This is a genomic window from Pseudoalteromonas sp. R86517 (assembly GCF_042466295.1).
Lineage (GTDB): Bacteria > Pseudomonadota > Gammaproteobacteria > Enterobacterales > Alteromonadaceae > Pseudoalteromonas > Pseudoalteromonas atlantica.
Genome location: NZ_JAXHCB010000003.1, coordinates 106,065 through 128,410, shown reverse-complemented (window position 1 = coordinate 128,410; position 22,346 = coordinate 106,065). Strand labels below are relative to the sequence as shown.

At 41.6% G+C, this 22,346-nt stretch carries 19 protein-coding genes; 5 read left to right on the top strand and 14 right to left on the bottom strand.

From position 1 onward, the window contains the following. Nucleotides 1-27 precede the first annotated feature (27 nt). The 6 genes from SJY38_RS17335 to SJY38_RS17310 form a co-directional block, all read right to left on the bottom strand. A complete protein-coding gene (locus SJY38_RS17335; RefSeq protein WP_377110389.1) occupies nucleotides 28-1,881 on the bottom strand; it encodes a CIA30 family protein in 1,854 nt (617 codons plus the stop codon). 332 nt (nucleotides 1,882-2,213) lie between these two features. Continuing rightward, complete coding sequence (locus tag SJY38_RS17330) at nucleotides 2,214-2,975, bottom strand: bacteriophage abortive infection AbiH family protein (RefSeq protein WP_377110388.1); 762 nt, start codon at nucleotides 2,973-2,975, stop codon at nucleotides 2,214-2,216. 56 nt (nucleotides 2,976-3,031) lie between these two features. Beyond that, nucleotides 3,032-3,172, bottom strand: a complete 141-nt coding sequence (locus SJY38_RS17325) for an AbiH family protein (RefSeq protein WP_377110387.1) — start codon at nucleotides 3,170-3,172, stop codon at nucleotides 3,032-3,034. A gap of 1 nt (nucleotide 3,173) precedes the next feature. After that, nucleotides 3,174-4,274, bottom strand: coding sequence for a PIN domain-containing protein (locus SJY38_RS17320; RefSeq protein ID WP_377110386.1), 1,101 nt, complete (start codon nucleotides 4,272-4,274; stop codon nucleotides 3,174-3,176). Nucleotides 4,275-4,604: 330 nt separating this feature from the next. Then, nucleotides 4,605-6,188, bottom strand: a complete 1,584-nt coding sequence (locus SJY38_RS17315) for a tetratricopeptide repeat-containing sulfotransferase family protein (protein ID WP_377110385.1) — start codon at nucleotides 6,186-6,188, stop codon at nucleotides 4,605-4,607. Between the two features lie 85 nt (nucleotides 6,189-6,273). Then, complete coding sequence (locus tag SJY38_RS17310) at nucleotides 6,274-8,688, bottom strand: TonB-dependent receptor (RefSeq protein ID WP_377110384.1); 2,415 nt, start codon at nucleotides 8,686-8,688, stop codon at nucleotides 6,274-6,276. A gap of 415 nt (nucleotides 8,689-9,103) precedes the next feature. Between SJY38_RS17310 and SJY38_RS17305 the strand changes: the two genes are divergently transcribed. Together SJY38_RS17305 and SJY38_RS17300 are read left to right on the top strand one after the other, a co-directional pair. Further along, nucleotides 9,104-10,198 carry an NADH:flavin oxidoreductase/NADH oxidase gene (locus SJY38_RS17305; protein WP_377110383.1) on the top strand — a complete coding sequence of 365 codons (1,095 nt, stop codon included), beginning with the start codon at nucleotides 9,104-9,106 and terminating at the stop codon, nucleotides 10,196-10,198. Nucleotides 10,199-10,277: 79 nt separating this feature from the next. Further along, the gene (locus tag SJY38_RS17300) at nucleotides 10,278-11,456 is read left to right on the top strand and encodes an MFS transporter (RefSeq protein ID WP_064387172.1); all 1,179 of its coding nucleotides are present in this window, start codon (nucleotides 10,278-10,280) and stop codon (nucleotides 11,454-11,456) included. A gap of 75 nt (nucleotides 11,457-11,531) precedes the next feature. Here the strand turns inward: SJY38_RS17300 and SJY38_RS17295 are convergent, their stop codons facing one another. From SJY38_RS17295 to SJY38_RS17280, 4 genes are all read right to left on the bottom strand, one after another. Then, a complete protein-coding gene (locus tag SJY38_RS17295) occupies nucleotides 11,532-12,389 on the bottom strand; it encodes a DMT family transporter (RefSeq protein WP_273605361.1) in 858 nt (285 codons plus the stop codon). Between the two features lie 219 nt (nucleotides 12,390-12,608). Beyond that, a complete protein-coding gene (locus SJY38_RS17290; protein ID WP_004587131.1) occupies nucleotides 12,609-13,358 on the bottom strand; it encodes a FadR/GntR family transcriptional regulator in 750 nt (249 codons plus the stop codon). 512 nt (nucleotides 13,359-13,870) lie between these two features. Continuing rightward, the gene (locus SJY38_RS17285; RefSeq protein ID WP_377110382.1) at nucleotides 13,871-14,872 is read right to left on the bottom strand and encodes a Gfo/Idh/MocA family protein; all 1,002 of its coding nucleotides are present in this window, start codon (nucleotides 14,870-14,872) and stop codon (nucleotides 13,871-13,873) included. A 31-nt stretch (nucleotides 14,873-14,903) separates the two neighbouring features. After that, nucleotides 14,904-15,911 carry an AraC family transcriptional regulator ligand-binding domain-containing protein gene (locus SJY38_RS17280; protein WP_377110381.1) on the bottom strand — a complete coding sequence of 336 codons (1,008 nt, stop codon included), beginning with the start codon at nucleotides 15,909-15,911 and terminating at the stop codon, nucleotides 14,904-14,906. Nucleotides 15,912-16,087: 176 nt separating this feature from the next. Here SJY38_RS17280 and SJY38_RS17275 point away from each other — a divergent pair, with 176 nt between their 5' ends. Beyond that, nucleotides 16,088-17,698: a GMC family oxidoreductase gene (locus SJY38_RS17275; RefSeq protein ID WP_377110379.1), complete on the top strand. Its 1,611-nt coding sequence runs from the start codon at nucleotides 16,088-16,090 to the stop codon at nucleotides 17,696-17,698. Here the strand turns inward: SJY38_RS17275 and SJY38_RS17270 are convergent. From SJY38_RS17270 to SJY38_RS17260, 3 genes are all read right to left on the bottom strand, one after another. Further along, a complete protein-coding gene (locus tag SJY38_RS17270; protein WP_377110378.1) occupies nucleotides 17,693-18,517 on the bottom strand; it encodes a class I SAM-dependent methyltransferase in 825 nt (274 codons plus the stop codon). The genes SJY38_RS17275 and SJY38_RS17270 overlap by 6 nt on opposite strands. A 3-nt stretch (nucleotides 18,518-18,520) precedes the next feature. After that, on the bottom strand, nucleotides 18,521-18,919 hold the full coding sequence (locus tag SJY38_RS17265) for a hypothetical protein (RefSeq protein ID WP_029774450.1): 399 nt from the start codon (nucleotides 18,917-18,919) through the stop codon (nucleotides 18,521-18,523). Between the two features lie 67 nt (nucleotides 18,920-18,986). Continuing rightward, nucleotides 18,987-19,406 carry a DUF3429 domain-containing protein gene (locus SJY38_RS17260; RefSeq protein ID WP_054981772.1) on the bottom strand — a complete coding sequence of 140 codons (420 nt, stop codon included), beginning with the start codon at nucleotides 19,404-19,406 and terminating at the stop codon, nucleotides 18,987-18,989. 254 nt (nucleotides 19,407-19,660) lie between these two features. Between SJY38_RS17260 and ahpC the strand changes: the two genes are divergently transcribed. Continuing rightward, nucleotides 19,661-20,230 (top strand): alkyl hydroperoxide reductase subunit C, encoded by a 570-nt coding sequence (gene ahpC, locus SJY38_RS17255; RefSeq protein ID WP_004587118.1) that lies wholly within the window; start codon nucleotides 19,661-19,663, stop codon nucleotides 20,228-20,230. A gap of 156 nt (nucleotides 20,231-20,386) precedes the next feature. After that, a complete protein-coding gene (ahpF, locus tag SJY38_RS17250; RefSeq protein WP_377110377.1) occupies nucleotides 20,387-21,970 on the top strand; it encodes an alkyl hydroperoxide reductase subunit F in 1,584 nt (527 codons plus the stop codon). A gap of 111 nt (nucleotides 21,971-22,081) precedes the next feature. Here the strand turns inward: ahpF and SJY38_RS17245 are convergent, their stop codons facing one another. Then, nucleotides 22,082-22,333 (bottom strand): hypothetical protein, encoded by a 252-nt coding sequence (locus SJY38_RS17245; RefSeq protein WP_154944923.1) that lies wholly within the window; start codon nucleotides 22,331-22,333, stop codon nucleotides 22,082-22,084. Nucleotides 22,334-22,346 lie beyond the last annotated feature (13 nt).

The window sequence follows — 22,346 nt, the reverse complement described above, 5'->3', positions numbered from 1 at the left end:
AGAGTTTGTGTTTTGACTGCTACTCTTTTAAAAGTAAGTTAGCTCCTTGATTTGTAGTGTGTTTTTTAATGGTTCATTGCTTGCGCCTGGCATTTTACGCCACATTAGGTTTACTCCAGTTAATTGAGTGGCCGACCACGTAACGGGGCTACCAAAGCCAAATTGTTTAAATGTAGTGAAAGGAATATCAAGCGTTGTCCACTCATCGCGCGGTTTTAAAAGTACACTAAAGTGATCCCAATCTTTTACATCATTATGATAAACAGACAAGGCAAAAGGCGTACTTGAACCTTTATATGTTAGTCGAATACCTTTAAATGCAGAGGCATCAGCCGGCGATGTAAATTTTATTTCAGCGCCTGCCCATGCGCCAAAGCTGGTTGGCTTTGTAATGGTTGTATCAATAGTTAAGCTGTTTTTATTTGTGGTAAGTGTTGCCACAGACTGACCACCCATTACCGAGTCGCTCAGGGCTTGCCATGGCGTATCACCGGTAAAATCATCAATAACATGCTGCGCTTGGCGGCTTTTAACTTCTTCATTACAGGTAGGGCCTTGTGGTGTAATGGCCTTGTTTTGAGCAATAAGCGTTGGGCGGTCTACTTGTATACCTGATTTGTAAACCTCTGAGATAGTGTGAATGTGGTTTATATCATCAAGGGGGTTTTGCTTAAGCAGCACAAAGCTTGCCTCAAAGCCTTTAGCAAGTTTGCCAATGCTCTCGGCTTTATTAATCGCTTTTGCGCCGTTAACTGTGGCTGCATTAATTATTTCACCATTTGTTAAGCCTGCTTTTTTAAGCGCATCTAGCTCGTTATGTAACCCAGTACCGTGCAGCGTGTAAGGGTTTCCGGCATCAGATCCTGTGCCTATAGTAATATTAGCTTTATGTAGCTTTTGTATATTTGCATAAGCGGTTTTTCGCTCCTCCCACGCGTGTTCTTTCCATTTTGAAGGTGCAGGTACGTTGTCAAACAAACACCCTTGAAGCTTTTCGGGAATGGTTTTTAGTAACTCGCTTTGTGAGCTTATAGCATGGTTATGCTTTTCATCGCTATGGTTATGATACACCGCAAGGGTAGGAATATAGGTTACATTATGCTGTTTCATTAGCGTAATAAATTCATCGTCAATCGCTTCGCTATTAATTCCGTGCGCTAAAGCCGTTGCACCGGCTTTAATAGCGCGTTTAGCATCATTTAATGTAGAAACATGCACAAAATACGGTAAATTAGCCGCTTTAGAGCGTTTACCTAGCTCGCTTAATTGGCTATCAGTTAACGATTTACCCACACCGCCAAAGGTTTCAATAACCGCTTTAGTTACATGTGGCTTAGTGCTTATATGTTTTTGCCATAGTGCTGCTATGTCTTCATCTTTTGCAATTTCGTATGCGTGACCGCCAAACTGCGTGCCATGCCCGCCAGGGTTAGTAAACAATGTACCTGCATAAAAAAGGTTAGGGGTTAGCTGGGCTGCTTTTAATTGAGCGGCTTCGTTTAGGGTTTGCTCAAATGAAAACAAATCAACAATATTAGTTACGCCTAAATACAAATTAGAATTAAAGTGCGATTGAACCGGCAAATACTGAAACTCAGTAAAGTTACTACCCGATGAGCCTAAATGTACATGTAAATCAATTAAACCAGGTATTGCATATTGGTTGTTGGCGTTAATTGTTTTATCTGCGTTTTGTAGTGGGTCAGTCGCTTTAGTAATACTTACTATTTTACCCTCATCAATGTACAGCGAACTTGGCGCAGAAAAGCTTTGCGAACTGCTTTGGTATAAACGAATGTTATCGACCCGCAGGTCAATGGCATACGCACTAAAGTGGCTTGCTAAACTCAGTGCTATAACTGTTTTTGTAATAATATTCATGACTATATTCCTTATCAAAATAAGTATTTGGCGTTTTGTTGATAAGAAATTTAGCGAGCTTTTTAACCTGCTTCATTAATGTTTATCTGAATCGACATTATTAGAGGTTGAACCGACATAAAAGTAAATAAGCGTTGTGGTGGGGTGCTCGGGCTAACTAAATTTAGTTTTTAAAGGGCCGTTATGAGCGAGAAGCAGACGGTCGAGTAAACTCGTTTTTGGACAATTTCGAGTTAGAGCTGATGTTCAAAATTGAATGCTTCGCATAAGAAAAATTTAGAAAAAGCAATGTTACAATCAACCGCAATTGCTAATGATATTACAGTCTTTTTTTAGATCTGTTCCATTCTCACAACTGCAACGTTGGCTATTCCAAGTCCTGTTAGAGTGTCACTGTGCACTTCCTCATCATCAGGGTCATAAAATGTCGCAACCCATTTAGCACCAGATCTGACTGATTGCTCCAACTTCTGGAAGTAGGGTAAATCTACGTCAGCTAATGAGTGGCCGAGAACATAGACTTCATCAATATTGGCGAGCTTTGCAAAGAAGTCTTCATTGTTTTTTATTATCTGGTCTGTTCCCTTGAAAGTTGCTGAGAAATACTGATTGATCGCATCCTTACCACGCTCGAATGAGTAGTCATATTGATCAGATTGATATTCCATCCAACGTTCTAAATCTTCATCACTCAATCCTGATGGTGGTTCGGCAGGTTTCTCTTTGAAATTTTCAGGATCAACACCATGACCGAGAATTAACTCATCAATATGTTCATCGGCTTTCCCGTGAATGAATAGCACGTTCTTATCAGGGATTGCGTAGTATTGAGAAAGCGTATCTGTGTAGTTGAATGTGAGGTAAACAGCGTCTCTATCAATGTTTACTGATCGGCTGTGATCAAACTGAGGAAACTGTACAGCCAAAATGAACTCTTTGAATGCTTTATACAGTTCAGTGGTTAGAAGGCCAAGTATTCGCTCCATCTCAATTTCAAGCGTGTATCGGTCTCTGTCTCGAAAGTCATCTGAAGAATAGTTTGGCATTGCATCCATGTTTGCTTCCAAAACTGAATCTTTATCAAGCAGTGACATACTCGTTTCAAATTCAGACCATAAAGGGTCTGACATTGTTGTTGGAAAATCTGGGTCTAAGTCAGCAAACCCGTAATAGCCAAGCAATAGCTCATAAGTTTCCCAGTAGTTAATTTGAGATAAAGCCCAAAAGATGTATACCTAGTGTCAAGGCCATGATGAACATCAAAGCCATTACCTATTACATATAGCTTCATGTCATTCACCGTTGATATCAAGTTCTTTGAAGTGAATGATTTCAAAGTCATTATCAGTCAGTTCGAAGTACGTATCCTGGAAATACAGCTCTTCAATATATGCTTTAGCTTTTAATCCGTCGTCATAAGCAAGAGTTAAGTGGGCAGTGTAAGTTTCTTTATGTTTTACTGTTGATTCATTACTCAAGACAAAGACATACTGCTTATCTTCGGGATCCCAAGGTGAGCGGTCATAATCTGAGACGCAATAGTTTGCGGTAACAATCACCTCAAATTCTACTTCGTATTCAGCCCTCTCAGTATCGACATTCTGTAAGTTTATCTTCTCAACATTCACCGAGTTGATTTCTATAGAATTTATAATTTCATCGAAAGGATCTGCGTCTTCATAGTTGAACTCACCATCTTCGAGAGCTTGTAGGGCATCAGCTTTGATTTGTTCTAGGAGTTGTTCGAATACTTCATCAGCAAATTTTGCTGGTTCTTCGTACGCTTTGTCGCTTCGAACAATCAAGTCAATTAGGTCATCGACGTTTTCAAGGTGAATGAAGTTATCTTCTTGATCACAGAATGATTTCATATCGCCATCGTCACTAACTATGTAGGCTGAATGCCCTCTAGCCAAGCTCACCTTTTTAATAGCTTCTAGCGCAAATGCATCAGGAAACTCGTGCTTTTTTGATTCTTTGCCAAAGGGAGGGAGGTTTTTGAAGTAAGCATCAAACACAACTTGAGGGTTAACAGTGCTTACATCAATTGTTTCGACGCAGCCGTTTTCGACGAAATCATCAAATTTTTCACTGATAACAGCATAAATATCATCACCTTTAACCTTGGTGAAGATGCCATGACAATCAAGGTCGGGGGTGTTCCTTAGGAACATCGCATCTCTTTGCATCTTCTTTATCATAGAAGCTGCTTCTTCAGATTTGTGTTTGAGATGGGAGTCGATCTCTTTCCTTGTCACATCAGTAATGAGCAAGTGGATTTTCTCATCCTCAATTAGTTCTTGAAGACGACCAAGAGCGTGTTGCCCAAATTGATAGTTTTTCTTTTCAAAAGCGCTTGTATCGATAAAAACTAGCCTTGTCTGTAATTCCATAATCAATACCTTGAATACATGGTGTAAATTGTCATCAAATAAATTGATAAAATAATCGAGTGGTTAACCAACTAATGGCATAATGATTCATTACAAAAATTTGGGCAAGTAATAAGTTAGCAAGGTGTACTGAGAAATAGCTATAAATGATTTTGGGGCAGAGACGAGTTTCGTGTGAAGGTCCGCTCATGGCACTCTTCAGCCACTCGACAAGATAAAATGTGATAATAATTGGCAAGGTATTTTACTGTGTCGGATGGCGCTTCGCTTATCCGACCTACACTTACACAAGTCGCTTATTTGGATTCTGCCCTGCTCAAAATAAGAGGCTTATTCAACACTAATACCTTGGCTTAAAAGGTACTCCACTGCTGCATTAGTATGGGGCTTAAACGCCTTCCAACGGCCAATTGCTTTATTGTTAAGTGGTTGGCGTACTTGCATTTTACTTGCAGTAGATACCGGTGCGGTGTTTAAGTGAAAGTCTATACACTGTGCTTGCCACTCTAAATTACAAAAGCTGACTAACTCTTTAATTTGCTGCTCGGGCTGGGCGACTAGTTCTTCGTATTTTACTAATTTTATATTGCTGTGCAGGGCGCTAAAGTGCTGCATGAGTTTGTAAAAGCGGCTATAAAATTTGGCGGTGTCGAGTAAATCGAGCGAGTATGCGTAGTAGGGGTTATTTATAGTAAATAGCTGGCGGTAGTTACCAATGCAGGTGTCCATTGGGTCGCGTAGCATACAAATAATTTTAGCGTTTGGCAGGGCTTTAGTTATTAAGTCGATATAAAAAAAGTTAAACGGGAGTTTATCTATAAAGTGCTTATGGCTGCCGGTGGTTACGCGAGTGGCGTTTAAATACGTTGTCCCAAGCTGATTAAAATCAAGCTCATACGCTTTAGTGAGTGTTTGAGTATCGAGTACATGCGGTGTTTGAGTTTGGCTTAATTTTTTAACGCTTAGGCCAAAGTCTTGTAATTCACCGGCTGATTGTACGTCGCTGTGGCTCGATAAAATACGCTCAACCAATGTGGTGCCAGAGCGGGGCATACCTAATACAAAAATAGGCTCTTGCGTTGGGCTGCCGTGTGTTAGCGCGTGTTTATTCTGCTCGCTTAAATGTTTAATGTGTTCAAATAATGCGACTGAGCTTTTATGATCAAAAGGCTGTATAGCGCGTTTAGTGGCTTTTCCTTGCTCCAGGCTGTTAAACGCATCATCAAACTTGCCTATGTCTTGGTACTCTTTTGCAAGTGCGTGGCCAATGTGTAATTTTGCATCGGGGTGTGTTACTTGCTCAAAGACGTTTTTTAAGCGTTCAATATGGTTAGTTTGCAGCGTCGCTTTGGTTAAATCGCTTAATGCGAAATGACTTGCATGGTGAAGTGGGTTTAGCGCAATGGCGCTTTCAAAGGCATTTTTGGCTTGTTCAAATTGGCCTAAAAATTTAGCGCTTACCCCTAAATTATAATAAAACTGAGGTTGCGGTTTATTTGCATGGTTAGCCAGCTCAATAGCGCAGTTAAAATAGTTTAGTGCCTCTTTGTGTAGGCCTGCTTGCGTAAGTGCAACACCTAGGGTGTCGGCATCAAGACTCTTTTTTATTTGCTCAACGGGTATCGCTAAAGCGGTGTTTTTGGCTTTGGTAAGCTCACCTGTTAATGCGTAACACTTTGCAAGCTGCGCGGTGTATTCAATGCTTTTGCCAAGGCTAAGGGCTTTTTCTATTAGCTTTATGGCTTTGTGAATTTGCCCTACACGTAAATTAACCATGGCCAGTAAAAAGTAGCCATCGGCAAAGTCGCTTTTTTGAGTCACTAATTCAACGAGGGCTTTATGGGCACGTTGTATATTACCTTGGTTTAAATACTCAATGGCGCTTTGATGAAGGTGCTTTAAGTTTGGCTGCATGATGTTTGTTTTATTTATGTGTTAATAAAGAAAAAAGGCTCAAATAAATTTGAGCCTTATAACATTGTTTAAAAGTGACTATAAATTATATTTCAAATTTGTAGTTAAATTTAACGCCTACTGTTAGTGGGCGATTAATATAGTGGCCGTAGTTACGTTGTATGTCGGCGCCATTTGCTGATGTTATGTCTGCATCTGAGCGACGTACTGATGTAAATGCATATTTGTTGAATAGGTTATCAACATAAAGAGTTGTTGACCACTCATCGGCTGTTAACTTAGCAGAAATATTACTTAAGCTATAACCTGGCAGGGTTTCACCGTTGTCGTGCAGGCCTACTCTTGTGATTACATCGCTTTGGGCGGTTAAACCGTAGTTAATATCAAGGGTTTTATCGCTAAATACATCTGTTTGATAGTTTACACCCATTGAGAACTGGTGCTCTGGGGAGCCCGGTAAACGGTCGCCGTCTTCTGCGCCATCGGTGCCATCGGCATTAAATAAAAATGGGGCGTCTGAGGTTAGCTCTGCTTTAGTGTATGCGTATGTTGCGTACACGGTAAACGAGTCAGATAAAATAGCACGGGTAGATAGCTCAATACCTTTTGCGTTGGCAGAGCCTGCATTAGATAAGTACGGTAATTGGCCTACATCTGTTGCGCCTGCAATTTGCGCATCTTCCCAATCTACATTAAATAAAGCGGCGTTAAAGTGTAATTGGCTTCTAAACCAGGTGCTTTTAAGGCCTAGCTCGTAGTTTGTTGTGGTATCGGCATCGTAAAGCATTTCTTCTGGGCTACCACAACCTGCTTGGTTAGCTGGTAATGGATCAGGACACGGTGCTAAACCATTTGAGCCACCAATTCTAAAGCCTTCACTTACCGTTGCATAACCCATTACTGATGGAGTGAACTGGTATTTAGCGTTAAATTTAAATAGGCTGCCGTTGTCGTCTGCTTCATTTTTTTCAAAATTTAATGAAATCGCATCAGGTGCTGCGCCATCAAATAGGGTATTAAATAGCGGGAAGTCGACAGCAGATTCTGATTCAACGTCGTACTGGTACAAACGCATACCAATGGTCACATCTAGTTTTTCTGTTACTTGGTAACCTACTTCACCAAACAAAGCCGACTCTGTAATTTCTGTACGGTCTACAGAAAAGTACTCAAGTTGATCTGGACGAGATTGCGATGCGCCAAAGTTTTCTACAGCAAAGTCACCAAAGCCTGGGGTAAATTCTTTACTTGAGGCGTCTGTTTCTATTTTGTTGTAAAACGCGCCTACAATCCAATTTAGGTCGCTGTCGCTTTGCGATACTAAACGAAGCTCTTGCGTGAAGGTATCTTCTTCGTCAATTTCACGTGTGTATGATGAAAACGCAGGGAACTCTTCATAACCGTAATCTAGGCGGATAAGTAAATCGGTTTGGTCACGTTGGCCGTCGGCATCAAAGCTTGAAATACCGGTTGCCGATACAAGCTCTGCAAAACCTAAATCGGCTTTTAGCTCAAGGCTTAATAGTTGATCTTCTTTCTCGCGCGGCTCTTCATAACGATAAGCCGACTCGTATTTACCTACAATATCGCTTAAACCGTTATCGTCGTTTAGGCTGTTGTAATGAACAATTGAACGGCCTTCGCTGTCTTGGTTTTGGTAAAAGTAATTAAGTGTCCCTTCAAATGTTTCGCTTGGTTTCCAACGTACAGAAATACGCCCTGTGGTAGTTGTTTCGCCGTTAGCATCTTCAACATTTTTAATATTGTTGTTTACTTCGTCGGCGTTGCTCCAATCAGGGTCCGGTAGCGATAAACCTGGCTCACGCACTGTGTAAGCATAATCAATAAAGCCTGGGTCTTCGTATACGTTTAAGCTTGCACGTACTGCAAGTTCATCTTCAATAAGTGGCAGGTTTACTATAAAGCCGCCTTCGCCGCCTAACGAGTCACTTTCTTGAGTTTGAAACATATCGCCAAATATTTCTACCGTTGTAAAATCAAGCTCTGGCTCTTTAAGCATGTAACGAATTGCGCCGCCTAATGTGCCCGCACCATAAAGGGTACCTTGTGGCCCAATAAGTACTTCAACACGCTCTATGTCGACTAAACGCATATCAACTGACACCGGAATTTCGTTAACGTATGTGGCTACGGTGCCGCCGTCTGATGATGGACCCGACGAGTTAGTGTTTAAACCACGAACTATAATCGGTGAGCCTGAGCGACCACCTTGATCGGTAATTGTTAAACCAGGTACCCAACGCGCTACATCGGCTAGTTCGCCAATGTTTTGATCTTTCATTACATCGGCATCAAGTGCGGTAATGTTTAGCGGTGCATTTTGTACCGATCCGCTGCGTCTTGTTGCTGTAACTTCGATTACTTCGAGTGATTTGTTTTTAGCGGTGGTTTCTTGTTGTGCCACAGCCGAGTTAGAAAATAAAAATGCGCTAGATACAGCGCTCGAAATAGCCAAGGTTAGCAAGCTTGGTTTAAACATAAAAAGTGATCCCCAGATTCAAAATTTAACACCAGTTAATATAAGTTAACCAGTTTATCAGGGAGTTAAAGTGGTGGGAATATTAAAGTTGAATTTTAATTCACTTTTTTGGAATAAATATAGCTAGTTACACAACAAAAAATTATATAAATATGTATAACATCCAAGTAATTGGCTAATTAAGGTACAAGGAAGCATATTTTACTCGTTGAGCAAATGTAAATAGCCATTCATATTAGTTAATTACCTGAATGTATTAATACGGTTAAAAAACCTATAAGACCCTGTTGAATGTTTTGCTCAACGGTATTTATTCACGTTTTAGCACTATAAAAGTGAAGTTTGATCCCCATTAACCCTTCATACCGTAAGCTATAGCATTTCGTACTAAAGTACGCGTATTTAAGGAATATTTATGAGCCAATTATTCTCACCTTTAAAGCTCGGTGAACTCACTTTAGACAACCGCATTATTATTGCGCCTATGTGCCAGTACTCAGCAAATCAGGGGTCTGCCAGTGATTGGCACACTATTCATTTAGGGCAATTGAGCTTAAGTGGTGCAGGGCTATTAATTTTAGAGGCCACCGCGGTAAGCCCTGAGGGGCGTATTAGTTACGCCGATTTAGGGCTTTGGAATAACGAAACCCAGCAAGCACTGGGCAAAAGCTTAAAAGCGCTTAGGCAATACAGTCCTATGCCTATTGGCATTCAGCTTGCGCATGCAGGGCGAAAAGCATCTACTGAAAAACCATGGGATGGCGGTGGTGCAATTGCACCTAGCGAAGACAACGGCTGGCAAACACTTGCGCCTTCTGCCATAGCCTACGATGACAGCGCCTATCAACCAAAGGCTATGACAAAGTCGGATATAACCAAGCTAATAAACGATTTTGTAAGCGCAGCAAAACGCGCTGATGAGCTAGGGCTTGATTTAATTGAGCTACATGGTGCGCATGGTTATTTGTTACACCAGTTTTTATCGCCTCTTTCAAACAAGCGTGATGATGAATACGGGGGCAGTTTGCAAAACCGTATGCGCCTTGTGCTTGAGGTGTTTAAAGCACTAAGAGCTGAATTTGCAAGCCATAAACCGGTAGGCATTCGTATCTCTGCTACTGATTGGGTAGAAGGTGGCTGGGATTTAGCACAATCTATTGAGCTTGCTAAAGCATTAGACAAGCTTGGCTGCGATTTTATTCACGTAAGTACAGCAGGGCTAAGCCCAGAGCAACAAATACCGGTTAAACCTAACTTTCAGGTACCATTTGCAACTGCTATTAAAGAGGTCGTAAGTATGCCGGTAATAGCCGTAGGTTTAATCACTGAGCCACAACAAGCCGAAGATATTATTAGCGAGCAGCAAGCCGATGGCGTAGCACTTGCGCGAGGTATTTTGTATAACCCGCATTGGCCTTGGCATGCTGCAGCGCAGCTTGGCGCAACCGTTAATGCGCCTAAACAGTACTTGCGATCTAGCCCACATGGGCAGCCTTCACCTATTAAGTAACCCACATTTTTACATTTACCATGGCTACCCACTGCATTTATATGCAGTGGGTTTTATTATTTATAAATTAGAGTTATTTATGAACCAATCACGTGCACAGCCAGTGCAAATAAGTAATACCTTAGTGAGCATTATTGCTCTGTGCTGTGGCCTTATTGTGGCAAATATTTATTATGCCCAGCCTATTATTGAGTTATTAGCGCCCGATGTTGGTTTAAGTGCGCACAGCGCCAGTTTTATTGTGTCGCTTACACAAATTGGCTATGCAATGGGACTGTTTTTTTTAGTGCCATTGGCTGATTTAGTCGAAAACAAACGCTTAATGCTCATTACCTTAGCCATAACATTTTTAAGTTTAATAGGCGCAGGCTTAGCGCAAAGCCCAAGTGTAATGTTGCTATTATGCTTATTGGTGGGGGCGAGCTCTGTATCGGTGCAAGTATTAATACCGCTTGCTGCGCATTTATCGTCAGATGAAAAACGTGGGCAAGTACTGGGCAATATAATGGCGGGGTTGTTACTGGGTATTTTATTAGCTAGGCCAGTTGCAAGCTTAATAGCCGATCACTTTGGTTGGCGAGCCGTATTTTACTTTGCCGCAGGCTGTATGGCATTTATAGCCAGTGTTATATATTTTGCAATACCGAGCAGACAACCGACACACAATACAACATACTTTAAGTTATTAAAATCGCTTAAGCAGCTAATAATACAGCAGCCAGTGCTGCGTCAGCGGGCATTGTATCAGGCGCTTATGTTTGCCTCTTTTAGCTTATTTTGGACCAGCGTACCGGTTGTATTAGCCAGAGAATATGGTTTATCGCAATCGCAAATCGCCTTATTTGCTTTAGTAGGCGCAGCAGGTGCTATTGCAGCCCCTATTGTTGGGCGTTTAGCCGACAAAGGTTACACGCATCAGTTATCCTTACTTGCAAAAGTGATTGCTGCTGCGTGCTTTTTACCCAGTATATTTGAGCTTCCGCACGGTATTATTATTTTAGCGCTTACGGGCATGTTTATTGATTTTGCTGTGCAGGCAAATATGGTACTGGGTCAGCGGGTGGTATATTCATTAGAGCCGCAAAGCCGAGCTCGCTTAAATGCCATATACATGACCAGTATTTTTGTTGGCGGAGCGCTTGGCTCGTTAATGGCAAGCCCACTATACGAAGCTGGTGGCTGGGAAAGCGTGGCGTTAGTGGCAGCGGGTATGCCAGTAATATCACTAGTTGGCTATTTAATGACAAGTAAAAAGTAGCGCGATACAAGTTATATAAAATTTTGTTATTTAAAAGGCCAGCGCAGTTATGTGCTGGCCTTTTTATAGAGGCGATTATTGTTTTTTAACACTCGAAAATGAGCTACCCACCGAAGCTATAATCACCAATAAAATAGCCAACCATTGCCACAAGGTTAATAACTCGCCAAGAATAATAAACCCAGCAAGGGCGGCAAATGCAGGCTCTAAACTTAGCATAATACTAAACCCTTGAGCGGGCATATTACGCAGTGCAACCATTTCAAGTGTATAGGGCAGTGCGCTTGATAAAATAGCAATGCCTATGCCCAGCGGTATAACACTCCATGTAAATGCACTGCTTTGTAATATGCCGCCATAAGGTACAAGTACAATGGCTGCTACGGTCATGCCGAGTGCGACCGTTGCGCCGCCTGAGCTTTGCGTGCCGGTTTTTTTGCCAAATAAAATATAGGCTGCCCAGCAAGCACCGGCACCTAGCGCGAGTATTACGCCAATTGGGTCTAGACTTTCTTGGCTGCTCATATCGGGCAGTAACAGTAAAATACCCGCAATTGCACACGCCACCCAAAATAAGTCGCGCTTAGCGCGTGAGCTAAATAACGCCACCGCTAATGGGCCGGTAAATTCAAGCGCCACACCAATTCCTAAAGGGATACGTTCAATGGCGTAATAAAATAAAATGTTCATTCCGCCTAGGCTTAAACCGTATACCACAATTGATAACCGATTACCCTTAGCTGGTAGGTGTTTCCACGGTTTAAATATTAAACACAAAATAAGTGCAGAAAAGCCAAGCCTAAGTGCAGTAGTACCTTCGGGGCCAATAACAGGAAATAACTGCTTAGCAAATGAGGCGCCAGATTGAATTGTGATCATTGCTAAAATAACGCACACAAGCGCGAGCAAAAAGTCTTTAGTGGATGATTGCATTGTTTTCCTTGGTAACAATCGTCTAGTTTTGCGCAGTGTATCTGTTTTTTATTGGCTAAGTAATAGCTTGTATGGCATACACATTAAATTTGGGAGGGAGTGACTAATATGTGCGATGAATTAGCGTAACTGCTTATGCATAGCTAAAGGCAAACGCTGAGTGCCTTAAAATAAAAAAGCCAGCGAATAGATCGTTGGCTTATAAACGTTTAGGTCGTTTTAGTGTGTTTTGCTAGCACTTTTAACTAGGCCATCTAAAGAATAAAGGCCACGTTTTTCATCATTTTTACGTTTGATTTCTTCAAGCGCACGCGCTTCAACAGCGTCAAATAATGCATTAATTAAACGGTTAAAGTGTTTATGCATTGCGGTGCGTGCGGCGCTTGCGTCGTGTGTTTGCAGCGCATTATAAATAGCGGTGTGCTCATCCATTACGCAATCGTTATTGTTTTTACACACACTGCCATAATCAGCCACAATTTGTGAATTGTTTAAACGTAAATCCCATAAATTTGCCACTGCATACTCAAGGGCTTTGTTACGTGTAGCACGCGCTATAATTTCGTGAAACTCGCGGTCTGCTTGTTCTACATATAAGCCTTTTTCCATGGCTATTAGCGTTTGCTTTAATTGAGCTAGTTCTTCATCGGTGATTGATTGAGCGGCAAGTGCAGCTATTTCACCTTCAATGAGTGCGCGAGCTTGCGTTAGCTCAAAAGCGCTGATCTCTTTTGTTTTTACAGATGTTTCTTGTTGTTCTATTACATAAACGCCTGAGCCGGTTTTGACCTCTACGCGGCCTCGTACTTCTAATGCAATAATAGCTTCACGAATTGTTGGGCGGCTTACGTCAAACATGTCGGCAAGTTCTCGCTCTGGTGGTAAACGACTCCCAGCAGAAAACTCTCCTTGGTTTATCAAAGCTTCAACTTTATCAACAATGCGCCAAAATAAGCGACGGTTTCCCATATTCTACCTTTATTACCTTAAGGAATAGCGGCTAATAGGCTCAAATAGCCTAAACCTACTGTTATTAGCAGAGGTTACCCCAAAATTCACTATTATGTCAAAATTCTAAAGTGATGTAACGGTCATATAATATTATAAATGAGTGTTAACCTATTTATGTTACCAATTTAGTATAAATTTTAATAATTGGCTAGCTTGATTGGTCATGTTTTTGTGTGCTAAGTTAACTTTGCTCATTTATATAAGCGTGCTTAGAGCAAGCTAACTTTAATGGATTGAAATGTGTGCAATCTAGGCGCGGGTTAATGGTGGTGCGAGGTGAGTAACCTAGTGCGCCTAATAACTGGCGCTGCCTTGGTTGAATGGTGAATAGATTTATGCAAATTAAACCATTAAAAATCTACACGCTTAAATAAAGAGCCTGTGTAATTTAGCTGTACCTAATAAAAAATAAGTAAGCACATAATTACAACCAGGCTCTTGCCTTGATTGCCCACGGATGGGGGTCAACTTTAGTCCGCTGCTGCGTTTTTATCATTAGGGTAAACTACCCCAAGCTGTTTTCTTGCGGTATCAAGTACGTTCATTACGTCGCGGGCAAGCTGATGTGTATTAACATCTGACTCTCGCTTTTGCGCGTTTATGGTTTGCATAAAGTGCGCAACTTCGTATTTCATAAAGTGCTCATCAAATTTATCTGAAATAACCTCAACCTCCCCGTTATTGGCAACAAACTCTATGTGTTTTAACTGCGACACGGCGTGTATTCGTAAGCGTCCGCGCTCACCTTGTATTTCTGTGATGTTATCGCCTTGAGAAATTTTAGAGTAGCTAATAACGGCTTGTTTATCATCGTAATTTAATAATACGTCGCCTGCGCCATCTACGCCTGTATCTAATAGTACCCCACTGGCACTCACGCGCTGTGGAGCGCCCCAAAGTGCTATAAGTAGGTAAAGCGGATACACACCTAAATCGAGCAAAGCGCCATTGGCAAATTCGGGTAAAAAGGTATTTGGGCGTTCGCCGTTTTTGTATTTATCGTAGCGTGATGAGTACTGACTGTATTGGCCTATAAACTTACGGGGTTTACCAATTTTACTCAGCGCATTTTTAAGTCGCGCAAAGTTTGGCAAATGCGTGGTCATCATTGCTTCCATGTATAGGCGTTTATTGGCATTAGCTGCAGTTAAAATAGCATTTAGCTCTTGGCTATTAGCGGCTGAAGGTTTTTCGCCTAGTACATGTTTGCCTGCTTCAAGGCACATTACTGCATATTGCTTGTGTAGGCTATTTGGCGCTGCAATATACACCGCATCAACATCGGGGTCTTGGCATACCAGCTCAATTGAGGTGAAAATTTTTACATCGGTATTGGGGTGATTAGATAAAAAGGCTCCGCCGCTTGATTGTTTGCGTGAGCACACACCGTATAAATTAAATGCAGGTAACGTATTTGCTGCGCTTAATAGGGTATCACTAATAAAATTTGTACCGACAATGACAAAGTTCATGCCTGCTCCTTAGCTTAAATAATAAGAGCCGTTACTTTAACATTTTTTTTGCCCTGTATGCGCGTGGAGAATACCCAAACCAGCGTTTAACACTTGCGCATAAGGTTGCCTGTTCGTGATAGCCTAAAAGCATTGAAATAGTGCTGATAGAGTATTGTTTTTGAAGCAAGTAATGCGCTGCCAGCGCCCGACGTGTGGTGTCTTTAAGTTTTACAAAGCTGGTGTTATGTCTAGCCAATTCACGGTGCAAGGTACGCGGGTGCATATTAAGTGCCTCGGCAATAGTTTGGTTTGAACACTGATAAATAGGCAGCATTGGCCTTATGAGTGCGCTTACTTGGGCAGGTAATGAGTGACTGTGTTCGTTGCGTTTAGCTAAAAAATTAAAGGCCGCGTCGGTTTTATTAAGGTTATTGTGGTTAAGCTTTATCGATAAGTCGGCTTTGTTTATTACAATGCCCGCACTGTTGCGGTGCTCTATTACTTTACAGCCAAAATAGGTTTTGTATGCGAGTGTATTAGTTGCCAGCTTTTGCGGTAAAAACACAGTGCGAGGCTTGCACTGATTATTACTTAATTTTTTAATTATGCTCATGGCTAAGCCAAGCGTGAGCTCTATGGCTTGGTTTATTTGTGGCAGGGGCTTTAGGTTAAATTCAAACGATAAAAATAAGCTCTCGTCATTATCTAATGAGTGCGTTGTTAAGCACAATGCGGGGCTGTGTAAGTGTAAATATTTAACCACCCAGCTAAGCGCTTCTTCTAAATTAGTCCCACTTTTAGCGGCTATGGCTATGTGGCCTAAAATATCAAAGTTTTGTTTATTTGCTAATTTAAGCCCAAAGCTTGGGCAGTTAAGGGTGTGGCTGCAGTATTCTAATAAATTTGCATAGCTCAAATAGGGTAAATATTGGTTTTCAAGGTTATTAAAGTCGACAGTGACCTTACAGGTTTTCATTACGCTTGCTGGGTCTGCGCCAAGTTCTTTAATTAACGAATCTATTGAATATAAAGAGGTGGCACGTATTGGGCTGCTCATACACTGGCGCTGTAAATTAAAGAAGGTGTCTAAAAATATCAAGTTTTTAGGATTTAATCTATGCACTATAGAGCGAATAGCTTGCTGCAATAAAACTGCTTATTTACAACTGCATGGATGCACAAAGCAGAAGCAGCTACCAATAAGAACTAAATAGTGATGATGCAAAGGCACCTATGAATAACCACACGTTTGATTATATTATTATCGGCGCAGGCAGTGCAGGTTGCGTGCTGGCAGCGCGTTTATCAGAAGATCAGCATATAAGTGTGTGCCTAATAGAGTCGGGCGGTAGCGATAAGAACGCTTTAATTCAAATGCCTGCGGGTATTGCGGCCAGTGTGCCATACGGCATAAATAGTTGGCATTACAGCACGGTACCGCAAAAGGCGCTTAATAACCGATGTGGCTTTGTGCCGCGGGGTAAAGTGCTAGGTGGGTCTAGCTCTACGAATGCCATGGTGTATATACGCGGTAATAAATACGATTACGATAACTGGGCACAAAATGGCAACCTTGGGTGGGACTACAACAGTTTATTACCCTATTTTATAAAAGCCGAAAACAATAAAACGTTTAATAACGCGTTACATGGCACAAAAGGGCCATTGCATGTGCAAGAGCTGACTAAGCCAAGTGCGGTAAACTCTTGCTTTTTAAAAGCGTGTGTTGAGCAAGGAATACAGTTAAATGACGATATAAATGGCGCTGAGCAACATGGAGCACGGCTTTCGCAGGTTACGCAACATAATGGTGAGCGCTGTAGTGCTGCAAAAGCGTATTTAACACCGCACTTAAACAGGCCTAACCTTAGTGTGTTTACCCACAGCCACGTTAATAAGATTATAATAAAAAATAAGGTCGCCCACGGCGTAGAGCTTGAGCGCGGCGGTAAAATTATTACATTAATGGCCAAAAAGGAGGTGCTTTTAAGCGCCGGAGCAATTAACTCTCCGCACGTGTTAATGCTTTCAGGAATTGGCCCTAAAGCGCATTTAGCAGCGCATAACATACCACTGGAACATGCACTGGAAGGAGTAGGGGGTAATTTACAAGATCACTTAACCGTGGTGCCTTTGTGTAAAGCAAATACTGCAAAAGGCACCTTTGGGGTAAGTGTAAAAGGCGCTGCAAGTATTATTAATGGGTGTGCGCAGTGGTTTAGTCAACGCAGCGGAATATTAACCAGTAATTTTGCTGAGTCACATGCGTTTATTAATGTGTTGGATAACTCGCCTGCGCCGGATATTCAACTTGAGTTTGTAATTGGGTTGGTGGACGATCATAGTCGCAAAGTTCACCTTGGCCATGGCTATAGTATTCACAGTAGTATTATGCGCCCCAAAAGCCGAGGGACAATAAGGCTTGCCAATAGCGATCCATGCAGTGCGCCGCTTATCGACCCTAATTATTTAAGCCACCCTGATGATTTATTGCTTATGCTTGCAGGGCTTAAAAAAGCGCTGCGTATTATGCAAAGCCCCGCCTTTGATAAAATTCGTGGCAACATGGTTTACCCGCTAGATGTAAATAACGACGACCAGCTTATTGAGTTTATTCGCCAAACTGCCGATACCGAATATCACCCTGTGGGCACCTGTAAAATGGGCACCGACAATATGGCGGTGGTTAATAGCAAACTACAAGTACACGGGATACGCAGCTTAAGGGTTATTGATGCCTCAATTATGCCTACCATAGTAACAGGTAACACAAACGCACCTGTTATTGCCATTGCTGAAAAGGCCGCTGATTTAATTAAATTGAGCTGTAAAACAGGGTTATAAGGTGCGGTTGTAAAAGTCAGTAAGCCACGCCTGCCAGTCATCTTCTAACTTTAGCATTTGTTGGTGCTTTTTAGCGTTAAGGTGTTTGTTTTCATCTTCGGTGGCAATAAAAGGGCCTACCCGACAAAGCGAGCAATGATTTTCACCTAAATACGCAGGCTTTGTAAGGTGCGTGCTTAGTTCGTCAGATTGCGCCGAGATTGCTTTAGGCGTAAACACATAAGTGATGCCACTGGTGTCTTTTACGTGTTTATCACGGTCTACGTTTCTTATTTTGTAACCATCAAACTGGTTAATATCAAAAGGCATTTGGCCCGCGTATTTAGCTTCAAGGCCATTACTTAAGCTGCCTTCAATATTCCACTCGCGATAGGGTTTTACATCTTTTGAGGTTATGTAGCAAAGCATAGGGCCGCTTTTGTCGAGTGCGTATTTGTTAGCGTATTTAATAAATTGATGTAGTAACGCGCGATTAAGCACGTTCATGCTGGTTTTTTGGGTGTTGCTTTCAAATGCTTCGCGCCCTACAAAGGCAGGAATAAGCGGAAACTGAAAAATAACCACATCAAAGCTGTGCTGGTGGGCAGCTAATTTTTGCCAACATAAAGGGTCCGTTACATCAAAGCAATTAATAACCTCAACATGACACTTTTTTAAACTACTTAGCGCATTGTGTTGGTATTTTTGCTCTATGGTTTTGGCGCTATCATAAGTAGATGCGACTAACTTTGCCGGTTTTATGTGATTAACCACCGCATTAGAGAACGATAGATCGCCATCGCCTACGGTGAGAATTCGCCAATTAGGATTTAAATACATAACTTAATTAGATTTGTGAGTGTTTTGATCTGCACTTTGAGTATTTTGCGCTGTATTAGCACCATGCAAACGGTGAAACGCAAGGCGTGTTTTAAGCCCTTCAATGGCTATTTGTTTTAAAATTAAATTAAAGGTAATTAAAATAGCAAACACAATATGAATAGGGCCATGTGTAAAACCCGCCTCTGGGTTATAAAGCGTAAGCCCAAACAACATAAATAACACCACTAACAGTATTTCTATTAATTGGTTTGAGTAAAAGCTGAGCCGGCCTTCATTTTTGTGATCTTTTTTAATACTAATAGCGCAAAAAAACGGAATAACTTTAATTTTAAAAGCGGCGTTTTTTTCTACGTAGTTTTCGCCAAGCTCGTTAAGCTGCTGGCGTAATGTATCAATCATGGTGCGTCCTTAAATAGCAGTGCGCGGATGTTACACTATTACGCCTAGTAGGTTAAGCAGCGCAAGGTTATTTTGGGTAAAGGCTCATACCAATGGTGAGTATGTGACACACAAATACCACTGAGGTAAGAATAAAGCGCATTTTTTGATAATCGCGATGGTAGGTTTGCCATTGTGGTGTGGCTTTTTCAAAGATAAGAACTAACCAAAAACTAGCCCCTAACCAAGCAAGCGCCCACTCCAGCGGAATAAACGATAAAAATGGTACGGGTATAACAGGCACAACCGCTTTAATTGCATCGCTGTAGCTTTGCATCCCAGCGCGCCATAAATTGCCCGCCATAAATGCCAGTATAGCAATGCTATAAAAAGTAAAAAACTCCAAGTTAACGCTATTACTGCCAAACATAAGCGGCCACGCTACACAGCCCAAAAAGGGTAGTAACCCCAAATAGCCAAGTTGAATATGATTAACAAATTTTTCCATTACAGCATGCCTTATGTTGTGTGTTTTTTAGCGCGGCTATTGTAGCAGTATTCTTAGCACTTGCAGGTAATAAATCGTTTACGAATAGTAGAGCTAGATAGTTCAATCTTAAAAATCGATTGTTTTAATCTAAACAATCAATTTTATTTAGTTTGCCAATGGGCTTATTGTATTAATCAAGCCAACGCGAAAGGCCACACATTTTGGCTGCGTTGAGTAACTTTAAAACACTTTAAATATAAATGAGGAATACTATGAGCACTTCATTGATCAACACAAAAATTCAACCTTTTAACGCAACTGCATACCACAATGGTGACTTTGTAGAAGTGTCTGAAAAAGACGTACTAGGTAAGTGGTCAATCTTCTTCTTTTACCCTGCAGATTTCACGTTTGTATGTCCTACTGAGCTTGGCGATGTTGCTGATTACTACGAGCAGCTACAAGAAATGGGTGTAGAAGTTTACTCAGTATCAACTGATACTCACTTCACGCATAAAGCTTGGCATGACACGTCAGACACTATTGGTAAAATTAAATTTCCAATGATTGGCGACCCAACTGGCCGTATTACTCGCAGCTTTGGCGTTATGATTGAAGATGACGGCCTTGCACTTCGCGGTACTTTTGTAATGAACCCAGAGGGCGAAATCAAAGTAATCGAAACGCATGACCTAGGTATTGGCCGTAGCGCTAAAGAGTTAGTACGTAAAGTACAAGCTGCACAATACATTGCAACTCACGACGGTGAAGTTTGCCCTGCATCTTGGCAGCCAGGTGAAGACACACTTGCTCCTTCACTAGACCTAGTTGGTAAAATCTAAATACAGGTTTACCCACTTTTATGAGGGCAGGTAACTGCCCTTAAACCAACATCATTTCGCTTGTTGGTGCCTCCTATCTCAACTCGGACTCATTAGCACATGCATTAGTTGGCATGGGAGGCTTGCTGTTTAAATTTTCCTAAAAAGGGTTAAGCCATGTTAGATAACAACATTAAAAATCAATTAAAAAGCCATTTTGAATCGCTTACTCAACCTGTTGAGCTGCTTATTGCCTTGGATGACAGCAAAAAATCAGCAGAAGTAGAAAGCTTAGCAAACGATTTAGCCTCGCTAAGCGATAAGTTTACGGTAGTGAGCAACCCTGATTCGAGCGCACGTCGCCCATCTATGGTTGTGCATTCACCTGAAAAAAACACCCACATTACGTTTGCTGGCGTACCTATGGGTCACGAATTTACAAGTTTAGTGTTAGCGCTTTTACACAGTGGCGGACACGCAAGTAAAGCAAAAAGCGAAGACATTGAACAAATAGAATCACTCAATCAAGAACTTAATTTTGAAGTATACATAAGCTTAAGTTGCCAAACATGCCCGCAAGTAGTGCAGGCGCTAAATACAATGGCAGCAACAAACAGCAAAATTAAAGCAACAATGATTGACGGCGCACTCTTTCAAGACGAAGTAGAAGAGCGCAATATTTTAGCAGTACCAGCTGTGTACTTAAATGGCGAACCATTTAGCCAAGGTGCATTAAGCCTGACCGACATTTTAAATAAAGTAGACACTAAAGGCGCGGCTAAACAAGCTGCAGCATTAAGCGAAAAAGACGAGTTTGATGTATTAGTAGTAGGTGGCGGACCTGCCGGTGCCTCAGCCGCTATTTACTCTGCTCGTAAAGGGTTAAACACCGGTATAGTGGCCGATAGATTTGGTGGCCAAGTTGCCGATACGTTGGCTATCGAAAACTTTATTTCGATTAAAGCCACTGAAGGTCCAAAGCTTGTTGCTCAGCTTGAAGAGCATGTTAAAGAATACGATGTAGATGTAATGCATAACCAACGCGCAGCAGGGCTTGGTCGCGGTAGTAATGGTTATGAAATTACCCTTGAAAACGGGGCTACTTTAAAAGCTAAATCGCTTGTTTTAGCAACCGGTGCACGCTGGCGTGAAATGAACGTCCCTGGTGAGCAAGAATATCGCGGCCATGGCGTAGCTTACTGCCCACACTGTGATGGTCCGCTATTTAAGGGTAAGCCTGTTGCCGTTATTGGTGGTGGTAACTCGGGTATAGAGGCGGCTATCGACTTAGCTAACATTGTAGAGCATGTAACTGTGCTTGAGTTTGCTGATACGCTGCGCGCTGACGAAGTACTTATTCGCAAAGCGAATAGCTTAAGCAACATCACTATTATTAAAAATGCGCAAACCACTGAAGTAGTAGGCGATGGTAAAAAAGTAACCGGACTTAATTACACTGACCGTGTAACCGGCGAGGAAAAATCATTAGCACTTGCAGGTATTTTTGTACAAATAGGTTTGATCCCTAATACCGAATGGTTAAAAGAGAGCGACCTTACACTAAGCAAGTTTGGCGAGATAGAAATTGACGCTAAAGGCGCAACCTCATTACCGGGCGTTTACGGTGCGGGTGACGCAACAAATACGCCATTTAAGCAAATCATTATTGCAATGGGTAGTGGTGCAACAGCAAGCTTAGGGGCGTTTGATTACTTAATTCGCCATAGCGAGCAAAGCAACCAAGACCAAAATGCAGCTTAATAGGCAAATCATCTCTTGATGTAACAGCAATAGGTACACCCAAAAGCTGTTTGTTAACCCAAGCCGCCCTCTCCAAAGGCGGCTTTTTTAATGTTTATAACAATATCTCTATTAATCACAGCCACCAGAATCCCCACCGCAATCATTATTAGAGTGGGAGTTATTACTAGCATAAATTGAAGAGTCAGTGCTTGTATAAGCTGAACGGCCTTGTGATGCCTTACCACTGATAAACGTAACTAATAGCAATACGCTTGATACAATAACAACGGTTATTGATGAACCCCATTGCCCTGTAGAAATGCCTTTAAATATGGCTAACAGCAGTACAGTAAAAAGTAATGTTCTTATTATATTTCTCATAGTATGTCCTTAC